General features: G+C 60.1%; 9 protein-coding genes. All 9 read left to right on the top strand.

The genetic code is table 11. The annotated features are described in order from the left end of the window. The coding region (gene rseP, locus FFS13_RS18290) for an RIP metalloprotease RseP (RefSeq protein ID WP_137820481.1) at positions 1–445 on the top strand (445 nt) is incomplete at its 5' end. A 91-nt stretch (positions 446–536) separates the two neighbouring features. After that, complete coding sequence (gene bamA / locus FFS13_RS18285) at positions 537–2,912, top strand: outer membrane protein assembly factor BamA (protein ID WP_137820480.1); 2,376 nt, start codon at positions 537–539, stop codon at positions 2,910–2,912. A 44-nt stretch (positions 2,913–2,956) separates the two neighbouring features. Next, positions 2,957–3,460, top strand: a complete 504-nt coding sequence (locus FFS13_RS18280) for an OmpH family outer membrane protein (protein ID WP_137820479.1) — start codon at positions 2,957–2,959, stop codon at positions 3,458–3,460. A 2-nt stretch (positions 3,461–3,462) separates the two neighbouring features. After that, entirely contained in the window at positions 3,463–4,521 is a 1,059-nt protein-coding gene (lpxD, locus tag FFS13_RS18275; protein WP_137820478.1) for a UDP-3-O-(3-hydroxymyristoyl)glucosamine N-acyltransferase, read from the top strand. A 48-nt stretch (positions 4,522–4,569) separates the two neighbouring features. Next, positions 4,570–5,013 carry a 3-hydroxyacyl-ACP dehydratase FabZ gene (fabZ, locus tag FFS13_RS18270; protein ID WP_137820477.1) on the top strand — a complete coding sequence of 148 codons (444 nt, stop codon included), beginning with the start codon at positions 4,570–4,572 and terminating at the stop codon, positions 5,011–5,013. Further along, on the top strand, positions 5,010–5,786 hold the full coding sequence (gene lpxA, locus FFS13_RS18265) for an acyl-ACP--UDP-N-acetylglucosamine O-acyltransferase (protein ID WP_137820476.1): 777 nt from the start codon (positions 5,010–5,012) through the stop codon (positions 5,784–5,786). The genes fabZ and lpxA overlap by 4 nt, the downstream gene beginning before the upstream one ends. 3 nt (positions 5,787–5,789) lie before the next feature. Then, positions 5,790–6,923, top strand: coding sequence for a lipid-A-disaccharide synthase (gene lpxB / locus FFS13_RS18260; protein ID WP_137820475.1), 1,134 nt, complete (start codon positions 5,790–5,792; stop codon positions 6,921–6,923). After that, positions 6,923–7,525: a ribonuclease HII gene (gene rnhB / locus FFS13_RS18255; protein WP_137820474.1), complete on the top strand. Its 603-nt coding sequence runs from the start codon at positions 6,923–6,925 to the stop codon at positions 7,523–7,525. Before lpxB ends, rnhB begins: the two co-directional genes overlap by 1 nt. Positions 7,526–7,646: 121 nt before the next feature. Then, entirely contained in the window at positions 7,647–11,168 is a 3,522-nt protein-coding gene (gene dnaE / locus FFS13_RS18250) for a DNA polymerase III subunit alpha (protein WP_137820473.1), read from the top strand. Positions 11,169–11,244: the final 76 nt, after the last annotated feature.

Raw genomic sequence — 11,244 nt, 5'->3', positions numbered from 1 at the left:
GGCAGGGGTGCAGGGGGTCGAGTGGCCGGCCGAGATGTTGCGCGAGGTCCGTTTCGGCCCCTTGGAGGCCGTGGGCGAGGGCTTCAGCCGCACCTGGACAATGAGCGTCTTGACCCTTGATTCGCTAAAGAAAATGCTCTTCGGCGAGCTCTCGGTAAAAAACTTGAGCGGGCCGATAACCATTGCTAAAGTGGCGGGCGCTTCGGCCCAGTCGGGGGTAGGGGATTTTCTGAATTTCCTAGCCTATCTGAGCATCAGTTTGGGGGTTCTCAATCTTTTGCCGATACCCGTCCTAGATGGGGGGCATCTGCTGTTTTATCTGATCGAGTGGGTGCGTGGTCGTCCCTTGTCAGAGCGAGTGCAAGGTTGGGGGATGCAGATCGGTATTAGTCTGGTCGTCGGGGTGATGCTACTGGCCCTGGTAAACGACTTGAGTCGGCTGTAACGCATTACTGAATTACGCTCTCAGCATTTACAAAAAGTGTCGCCTTTTGCGGCAGATTTTTTATCGTCAGTTGGAAATAAGAAAGGACTTCATGAAACGTCTGCTGCTACCTGTGGTGCTTGCCGCACTGATGATCGCCGAAGTTCACGCCGAGTCCTTCACCATCTCCGATATTCGCGTCAACGGCTTGCAGCGGGTTTCCGCGGGCAGCGTGTTCGGTGCCTTGCCGCTTAACGTTGGCGAGCAGGCGGATGACCGTCAATTGGTGGAGGCTACTCGCGCCCTGTTCAAAACCGGTTTCTTCCAGGATATCCAGCTCGGTCGTGATGGCAATGTGCTGGTTATTACCGTGGTGGAGCGTCCTTCAATCTCCAGCATCGAGATCGAGGGCAACAAGGCCATCACCAGTGAAGACCTGCTCAAAGGCTTGAATCAGTCAGGCCTGTCGGAAGGCGAGATTTTTCAGCGGGCGACGCTTGAAGGGGTGCGTAACGAGTTGCAGCGCCAGTATGTGGCTCAGGGCCGCTACTCGGCCGAGATCGAAACGGAAGTGATTCCGCAGCCGCGCAACCGCGTGGCGTTGAAGGTCAATATTAACGAAGGCACAGTCGCGGCTATCCAGCACATCAACGTGGTGGGTAATAGCGTTTTCGCCGATGAAGATCTGATAGATCTGTTTGAGCTGAAGACCACCAACTGGTTGTCCTTCTTCAAGAACGATGACAAGTACGCCCGCGAAAAGCTCTCGGGTGACTTGGAGCGCCTGCGTTCCTATTACTTGGACCGCGGCTACATCAATATGGATATCTCCTCCACTCAGGTGTCCATTACCCCGGATAAGAAGCACGTCTACATCACGGTCAACGTCGATGAAGGACAGAAGTACAGTGTGCGCGAGGTCAAGCTCAGTGGTGACCTGAAGGTGCCCGAGGAAGAGGTCAAGAAGTTGTTGTTGGTCAAGGAAGGCCAGGTGTTCTCGCGTAAAGTGATGACCACCACGTCCGAATTGATCACCCGCCGTCTGGGTAACGAAGGCTATACCTTCGCCAACGTCAATGGTGTGCCGCAAGCGCATGACGAAGACCACACGGTCTCTATCACTTTTGTGGTTAACCCGGGTAAGCGAGCTTACGTCAATCGCATCAACTTCCGCGGCAACACCAAGTCCGAAGACGAAGTGCTGCGTCGCGAAATGCGCCAGATGGAAGGTGGCTGGGCTTCTACTTACCTGATCGACCAATCCAAGACTCGTCTGGAGCGTCTCGGCTTCTTTAAAGAGGTCAACGTCGAAACCCCGCAAGTGCCGGGCACCGATGATCAGGTCGATGTGAACTACAGCGTCGAAGAGCAAGCTTCGGGTTCCATCACGGCCAGCGTTGGTTTTGCGCAGAATGCCGGCTTGATTTTGGGTGGCTCGATCAGCCAGAACAACTTCCTGGGTACGGGTAACAAGGTCAGCGTCGGCCTGACGCGCAGTGAGTACCAGACCCGCTACAACTTTGGCTTCGTCGACCCCTACTGGACTGTCGATGGCGTTAGCTTGGGTTACAACGCCTTCTACCGGACTACCGACTACGACGAGTTGGATACCGATGTTTCCAGCTATGCGGTAGATAGCCTGGGTGGCGGCGTTAGCGTGGGTTATCCGATCAGCGAGACTTCGCGCCTGACCTTTGGCCTGACCGCGCAGCAGGATGAGATCAGTACTGGCGTCTATACCGTCGATGAGATCTTCAGTTTCCTCGAGCAGGAAGGTGACAGTTATCTCAACTTCAAGGCCTCGGCCGGTTGGTCCGAGTCGACCCTGAACCGTGGCGTGCTGGCTAACCGTGGCCATTCGCAGAGCCTGGTGCTGGAAAGCACGCTGCCGGGCAGCGACCTGTCGTTCTTCAAGCTGGATTATCGTGGCCAGTTGTTCCAGCCGCTGACCAAGTCCACCACCATGCGGTTCCATACCGAGTTGGGTTATGGCGATAGCTACGGCTCGACCTCCGGCTTGCCGTTCTACGAGAACTACTATGCCGGCGGTTTCAACTCGGTCCGCGGTTTCGAGGATAGCAGCCTCGGTCCGCGCAGCACGCCGAGCCTTGGTGTGGGCGTGACGGGTAACCAAGGTACGCTGGCCGACCCCGATCAGGATCCACTGCCCTTCGGTGGTAATGTGCTAGTTCAAGGTGGCGTCGAACTGCTGTTCCCGCTGCCCTTCGTCAAGGACCAGCGCTCCCTGCGGACCTCGCTGTTCTGGGATGTCGGTAATGTGTTCGACACCAATTGCAGTGCCACCCAAAAGAGTCGCGGCGACAGTGGTTGCGACCTCGGGGTGGACGGTCTGGCCAGTTCTGTCGGTGTTGGTCTGACCTGGATTACCGCGCTGGGCCCGCTGAGCTTCAGCTTGGCCATGCCAGTCAAGAAACCGGATGATGCCGATACCCAAGTGTTCCAGTTCTCCCTCGGTCAGACGTTCTAACTGTCTGATAATTTGTAACGACAACAGTTTTGCAGGAGTGCATCGTGCGTAAGTTGACTCAATTGGTTCTGTTAAGCGTTGCCTTTATGGCGACTCCGGCATTCGCCGAGATGAAAATCGCCGTGCTTAATTATCAAATGGCGCTTCTCGAGTCCGACTCGGCGAAGAAGTACGCCGTGGATGCGGAAAAGAAATTTGGCCCGCAACTGAACAAGTTGAAAACTCTGGAAACCGATGCCAAACGCATCCAGGACCGTCTGGTTAAAGAAGGCGAAAAAATGCCGCAAGGCGAGCGCGAGCGTCTCGAGCTCGAGTTCAAGCAGAAGGCCCGCGATTTCCAGTTCCAGTCCAAGGAACTGAACGAAGCCAAAGCCGTTGCCGACCGTGAGATGCTGAAGAAGCTCAAGCCGAACCTGGATAAGGCGGTCGAAGAAGTGATCAAAAAGGGCAGCTTTGACCTGGTGCTCGAGCGCGGTGCGGTGATCGATGTCAAACCTCAGTACGACATCACTCGCCAAGTCATCGAGCGCATGAATCAGCTGCGCTGATCATGACGGCAACGGTGTTTACCCTCGGTCAACTGGCCGAGCGTCTCGGCGCCACCTTGCGTGGCGCCGCGGACAAGACGATCGGCGGGCTGGCTACCCTGCACGAGGCCGGTCCCGAGCAGCTGAGCTTTCTGGCTAACCCGCAATACCGCAAGTACCTGGCCGAGACCCGTGCCGGTGCGCTCTTGCTGGCGCCAGCCGATGCCGAGGCTTATGCCGGCGATGCCTTGCTGGTCGCCAATCCTTACCTGGCCTACGCGCAACTCTCCCATCTGTTCGATCCTAAGCCGAAGGCCGCTGTCGGTGTGCATCCGACTGCCGTGATCGCGGCGGATGCCCAGCTCGACCCCAGTGCCAGCATCGGCGCCTATGCGGTGGTTGAGAGTGGTGCGCAAATCGGTGCCGGCGTGACCATTGGCGCGCATTGTTTTATTGGCGCGCGTACGGTGTTGGGCGAGGGCGGCTGGCTCGCTCCGCGGGTCACCCTTTATCACGATGTGCGCATCGGTAAGCGGGTCGTCATTCAGTCCGGCGCGGTCATAGGTGGTGAGGGCTTTGGCTTCGCCAACGAGAAAGGCGTCTGGCAGAAGATCGCGCAGATTGGCGGAGTCACTGTGGGCGATGATGTCGAGATCGGCTCCAACACCACCATTGACCGTGGGGCATTGGCCGACACCCTGATCGGTAATGGCGTCAAACTGGATAACCAGATCATGATCGCCCACAACGTGCAGGTCGGTGATCACACGGCGATGGCCGCCTGTGTCGGGATTTCCGGCAGCACTAAAATCGGCAAGCACTGCATGCTCGCGGGTGGTGTCGGCCTGGTTGGGCATATCGAAATCTGTGACGGTGTTTTCGTCACTGGCATGACCATGGTCACCCGCTCGATTACCGAGCCCGGAGCCTACTCCTCCGGAACTGCTATGCAACCGGCTGCGGACTGGAAGAAAAGCGCCGCGCGCTTCCGCCAGCTGGATGACATGGCGCGCCGCCTGCAGCAGTTGGAAAAGCGCCTGGCAGCCGTGACCCCGGCCGGGGATGCTTCATCTGATGCGTGACTCGCGGTTAATGCGAGTCCCCAACTTTCACTACAGGCTCCCCCGAACATGATGGACATTAACGAAATTCGCGAATACCTGCCGCACCGCTACCCGTTCCTGCTGGTGGATCGCGTGGTTGAGCTGGATGCTGCTGAAGGTAAGTGCATTCGTGCGTATAAAAATGTCAGCATCAATGAGCCGTTCTTCAACGGGCATTTCCCTCAGCATCCGATCATGCCGGGTGTGCTGATCATCGAGGCAATGGCCCAGGCTGCGGGCATCCTCGGCTTCAAGATGATGGACCTCAAGCCGACCGATGGCACTCTGTACTACTTCGTCGGCTCCGACAAACTGCGTTTCCGCCAGCCGGTGACGCCGGGCGACCAGTTGATCCTGGAAGCCAAGTTTCTGAGCAGCAAGCGCAGCATCTGGAAGTTCGAGTGCCGTGCCAGTGTCGACGGTAAAGAAGTCTGCTCGGCTGAAATTATCTGTGCGGAACGCAAACTATGAGTTTGATTGACCCTCGCGCAATCATCGACCCGACTGCCAAGCTGGCAGACGACGTTCAAGTCGGCCCCTGGTCGATAGTCGGGGCTGGTGTGGAAATCGGCGAGGGTACAGTGGTTGGCCCCCATGTGATCCTCAGGGGGCCGACCAAGATCGGTAAACATAACCGTATCTATCAGTTCTCCTCGGTGGGTGAAGACACTCCCGATCTCAAGTACAAGGGTGAAGAGACGCGCCTGGTGATCGGCGATCACAACGTGATCCGCGAGGGCGTCACCATCCATCGCGGTACCGTGCAGGATCGTGCCGAGACCACCATCGGCGATCACAACCTGATCATGGCCTATGCGCATATTGGCCACGACAGCGTGATCGCCAACCATTGCATCCTGGTCAACAACACCGCGCTGGCGGGCCATGTGCATGTCGATGACTGGGCGATCCTCTCCGGATTTACCCTGGTGCATCAGTTCTGCCGCATCGGCGCCCACAGTTTTTCCGGGATGGGTACGGCGATCGGTAAAGACGTGCCGGCCTATGTCACGGTGTTCGGTAACCCGGCCGAAGCGCGCAGCATGAACTTCGAGGGCATGCGGCGCCGTGGCTTCAGCGATGAGGCGATTCAAGCGCTGCGCCGCGCGTATAAGGTGGTTTACCGTCAGGGTCTGACTGTCGATAAAGCCCTGGCCGAACTGGCTGAGTCGGCTGCACAGTTTCCGGAAGTCGCGGTGTTTATCGACTCCATTCAAGCCTCGTCACGCGGCATTACGCGCTAACCCATGGCTGCTGTATTGCGCGTCGCGCTAGTGGCTGGCGAGGCCTCTGGCGATATTCTCGGCGCCGGGTTGATGCAGGCGCTGAAAAGCCAACAGCCGGAGATCGAGTTCATCGGCGTCGGTGGCCCGCGCATGCAGGCCGAGGGGCTGAAGCCTTATTTCCCCATGGAGCGCCTGGCGGTGATGGGCCTGGTCGAGGTGCTCGGCCGCCTGCCGGAGCTGTTGTCGCGGCGTAAACGCCTGATTCAGACGCTGATTGCGGCCAAACCGGATGTGTTCATCGGGATCGACGCGCCGGACTTCAATCTCGGCGTCGAACTCAAACTGCGTCGCGCCGGGATCAAGACCGTGCATTACGTCAGCCCGTCGGTCTGGGCCTGGCGGCAGAAGCGCGTGCTGAAGATCCGTGAGGCCTGCGACCTGATGCTGACGCTGTTTCCGTTCGAGGCGCAGTTCTACGACGGACATGGCGTGCCGGTGCGTTTCGTCGGTCATCCGCTGGCGGATGTCATTCCCTTGCAGGCCGATCGCGCTGCCGCACGGGCCGAACTGGAGCTGCCCGAGGAAGGCCAGGTGGTCGCGTTGATGCCGGGCAGTCGTGGCGGTGAAGTCTCGCGCCTGGGTGCCTTGTTCCTCGATGCGGCGCTACGCCTGCGAGCGTTGCGCCCCGGCACGCGCTTCCTGCTGCCGTGCGCCAGCCCCGAGCGGCGCGTGCAGCTGGAATCGATGCTGGCCGGGCGTGATTTGCCGTTGACCCTGCTCGATGGTCAATCCCATACGGCGTTGGCCGCCTGCGATGCGGTGCTGATCGCCTCGGGCACTGCCACCCTGGAGGCCTTGCTCTATAAGCGGCCGATGGTGGTGGCTTATCGCGTGGCGCCCTTGACCTATCGGATTCTCAAACGCTTGCTGAAAAGCCCTTATGTGTCGTTGCCCAACCTGTTGGCCGGGCGCCTGTTGGTGCCCGAACTGTTGCAGGATGCCGCCACGCCGCAAGCACTGGCGCAGGTGCTGGCACCGCTGTTGGACGGCGGCGAAGTGCAGACCGAAGGTTTCGATGTGATCCATCGGGCGTTGCGCCGGGATGCTTCGACCGAGGCCGCGACGGCGGTGCTCAGCCTGATAGGCGCGAACTGATGCAGCTGGGTCTGGATTTCAGCCTGGTCGAAGACTTGGTCGCCGGAGTCGATGAGGTCGGGCGTGGGCCGTTGTGTGGTGCGGTGGTCACTGCTGCGGTGATTCTCGATCCGCGTCGGCCTATTCTGGGCTTGAACGATTCGAAAAAGCTCAGCGAGGCGCGGCGGGAAACACTCTTCGATGAAATCCGTGAGAAGGCCTTGGCCTGGTACATCGCGCGCGCCGAGGTGGAAGAGATCGACCGCCTGAATATTCTCCACGCCACCCTGTTGGCCATGCGGCGTGCGGTCGAGGGCCTGAGTATCACGCCCAAACTGGCGCTGATCGATGGTAATCGTTGCCCGCAACTGGCGGTGCCCAGCGCTGCGGTGATCAAGGGCGACAGTCAGGTGCCGGCGATCGCCGCGGCGTCGATCCTGGCCAAGGTCAGCCGTGATCGCGAGATGCTGGTGTTGGATGCGCAGTACCCCGGCTATGGCATTGCCGGGCATAAGGGCTATCCCACCCCGCTGCACCTCGAAGCCTTGCAGCGTCTGGGGCCGACGCCGATCCATCGACGCTCCTTCGCGCCGGTGCGCAAATTGTTGGAGTTTCAGGACTAGCCGCCGCTCGCTACCTTTAATTCAACCGCCTGCTAAAAGCCTTGAGCCGGCAAGCTGATGTTTCCTCCAAGGCCCGGTACAATCCGGGCCTTGTCGTTTTTGTGCTTTTTATAGGATCAGCATGTCCGCCACCTTTGTTCACCTGCGTCTGCACACCGAGTTCTCCCTGGTCGATGGCCTGGTGCGCGTCAAGCCGCTGGTCAAGGCCGCGGCGGCTGCGGGGATGCCGGCGGTGGCGGTCACCGATCAGCGCAACCTGTGCTCGCTGGTGAAGTTCTACAAGGCCGCCATGGGCGCCGGGATCAAGCCGATCTGTGGCGCCGACCTGTGGCTGGCGAGCAAGGATGAGGACGGCCCGCTCAGCCGCCTGACCTTGCTGGTGATGAACGCCAAGGGCTACCGCAATCTGACGGAGCTGATTTCCCGTGGTTTCATCGAAGGTCAGCGCAACGGTGAGGTGATCATCGAGCGCGAGTGGGTGAAAGCAGCGGCCGAGGGGCTGATCGCGCTGTCCGGGGCCAAGGAGGGCGAGATCGGCCTGAACCTGCTGGCCGGTAACCCGGAAGAGGCCGAGGCCTCATTGCGCGAGTGGCAGGCGGTGTTTCCCGAGCGTTTTTACCTGGAGCTGCAACGTACCAGCCGGGTCAACGACGAAGAGTATCTGCACCTGGCGGTGGCCTTGGCCTCACGTTGTGAGGTGCCCCTGGTGGCGACCAACGATGTGCGCTTTATCAAGCAGGGCGACTTCGAGGCCCATGAAACCCGCGTGTGCATCGGCGAAGGTCGGGCCCTGGACGACCCGCGCCGGGTGCGGACTTACAGCGACCAGCAGTACCTGAAAACGCCCGAGGAGATGTGGGCGCTGTTCAGCGACCTGCCCGAGGCGCTGGAAAACACCGTCGAGATCGCCAAGCGCTGCAATATCGAGGTGCAGCTGGGCAAGAGCTTCCTGCCCAACTTCCCGGTGCCGGAAGGCATGACCATGGACGAGTTTTTCCGCAAGGTCTCCTTCGATGGCCTGGAAGAGCGCCTGGCCGTGCTCTGGCCGAAAGACACCACGCCGAACTATGAAGCCAAACGGCAGGTGTATGTCGATCGGTTGAATTTCGAGCTGGATATCATCATCCAGATGGGCTTTCCCGGTTACTTCCTGATCGTCATGGACTTTATCCAGTGGGCCAAGCGCAACGGCATTCCGGTCGGTCCTGGGCGTGGCTCGGGCGCCGGTTCGCTGGTGGCCTATGTGCAGAAGATCACCGACCTCGACCCGCTGCAATACGACCTGCTGTTCGAACGTTTCCTCAACCCGGAACGGGTCTCCATGCCCGACTTCGATATCGACTTCTGCATGGATGGTCGCGACCGGGTCATCGAGTACGTGGCGCAAACCTACGGGCGCAACGCGGTCAGCCAGATCATCACCTTCGGCACCATGGCGGCCAAGGCGGTGGTGCGCGACGTGGCGCGGGTGCAGGGCAAGTCCTACGGCCTGGCCGACCGTCTGTCGAAGATGATCCCGTTCGAAGTCGGCATGACCCTGGAAAAGGCCTTCGAGCAGGAGGAAGTGCTGCGCGACTTCCTCAAGATCGACGAGGAAGCGGCGGAAATCTGGGAGATGGCCCGCAAGCTCGAAGGCATCACCCGTAACGTCGGCAAGCACGCCGGGGGCGTGGTGATCGCGCCGACCAAGCTGACCGACTTCTCGGCGATCTATTGCGACGACGAGGGCGGCGGCCTGGTAACCCAGTTCGACAAGGACGATGTGGAAGCCGCCGGTCTGGTGAAGTTCGACTTCCTCGGCCTGCGCACCCTGACCATCATCGACTGGGCGCTGAAAACCATCAATCGCGAGCGCGCCAAGGTCGGTGACGGGCCGCTGAACATCGACTTCATCCCGCTGGATGACAAGCCGACTTACAGCCTGCTGCAAAAGGCCGAGACCACTGCGGTATTCCAGCTGGAATCGCGCGGCATGAAGGAGCTGATCAAAAAGCTCAAGCCCGACTGCCTGGAAGACTTGATCGCATTGGTGGCGCTGTTCCGTCCAGGCCCGTTGCAGTCGGGCATGGTGGACGACTTCATCAACCGTAAGCACGGCCGCGCCGAGCTGGCCTACCCGCATCCGGACTACCAGTACGACGGGCTCAAGCCGGTGCTGCTGCCGACCTACGGGATCATCCTGTACCAGGAACAGGTGATGCAGATCGCCCAGGTGATGGCCGGCTACACCCTCGGCGAGGCGGACATGCTCCGGCGCGCCATGGGTAAGAAGAAGCCCGAGGAGATGGCCAAGCAGCGCGGCGGCTTTATCGAAGGTTGTGCAAAGAACAACATCGACGCGGACCTGGCCGGCAACATCTTCGACCTGGTGGAAAAGTTCGCCGGCTACGGCTTCAACAAATCCCACTCGGCGGCCTATGGTCTGGTGTCCTACCAGACCGCTTGGTTGAAAACCCATTACCCGTCGCCGTTCATGGCCGCGGTGCTGTCGGCGGATATGCACAACACCGACAAGGTCGTGACCTTGATCGAAGAGTGCCGCAGCATGAAGCTGCGCCTCGATGCGCCGGATGTGAACAGCTCGGAATTCAAGTTCACGGTGAATGACGATGGTCGCATCGTCTACGGCCTGGGCGCGATCAAAGGCGTCGGTGAGGGGCCGGTCGAAGCGATTGTCGAGTCGCGTCAGGACGGGCCGTTCAAGGATTTGTTCGACTTCTGCGCACGGGTCGACCTGAAGCGCATCAACAAACGCACCACCGATGCGCTGATTCGCAGCGGCGCGCTGGATCGTCTCGGGCCGTACTTTCACGACGAAATCAAGGCCTATCAGGCCAACATCGACCGTAACCGCGCGGTACTGCTGGCAGCGATGGAAGAGGCGATTCAGGCCGCTGAGCAGACCGCCCGCAGCCATGACAGCGGGCATGCCGACTTGTTTGGCGGGTTGTTCGCGGATAGCGAGGCGGACGTCTATGCCAATCACCGGCGGGCGAAAGAGCTGTCACTGAAAGAGCGCTTGCGCGGTGAGAAAGAAACCCTGGGGCTGTACCTGACCGGTCACCCGATCGATGAGTACGAGGGTGAAGTACGTCGCTTCGCGCGCCAACGGATCATCGATCTGAAGCCGGCGCGGGACTCGCAGACGGTGGCGGGGTTGATCGTCAACCTGCGGGTGATGAAGAGCAAGAAGGGCGACAAGATGGGCTTCATCACCCTGGATGACCGCTCCGGGCGGATCGAGGCCTCGCTGTTCGCCGATGCGTTCCACTCGGCCCAGGCGCTGCTGCAAACCGACGCCCTGGTGGTGGTCGAGGGTGAGGTCAGCAACGACGATTTCTCCGGCGGCCTGCGCCTGCGCGCCAAGCGCGTGCTGAGCCTGGAGGATGCCCGCACTTCGCTGGCGGAGAGCCTGCGGGTGCGGGTGCGCAGCGAGGCGCTGCAAGGCGATCGGCTGCGCTGGCTGGGCGAGTTGTGCAAGCGCCATCGCGGCGCCTGCCCGATCACCCTGGACTACACCGGCAGCGAGGCCAAGGCGTTGTTGCAGTTCGGTGAAGGCTGGCGGATCGACCCGGCGGACAGCTTGATTCAAACATTGCGTGACCAGTTCGGGCGCGACAACGTCTTTTTGCACTACCGCTAACGCGCGAGGGGTAACCCACCGCGTTAGTCTCGACACTTTTAATCTCGACCTGAATGCGCCTGATCCCGTAAGGTAA

Origin of the sequence: Pseudomonas sp. 2FG, assembly GCF_005502935.1 — a bacterium.
Lineage (GTDB): Bacteria > Pseudomonadota > Gammaproteobacteria > Pseudomonadales > Pseudomonadaceae > Aquipseudomonas.
The sequence above is the reverse complement of the archived record's forward strand: the minus strand, read 5'-3'. Positions and strand labels throughout refer to the sequence as shown.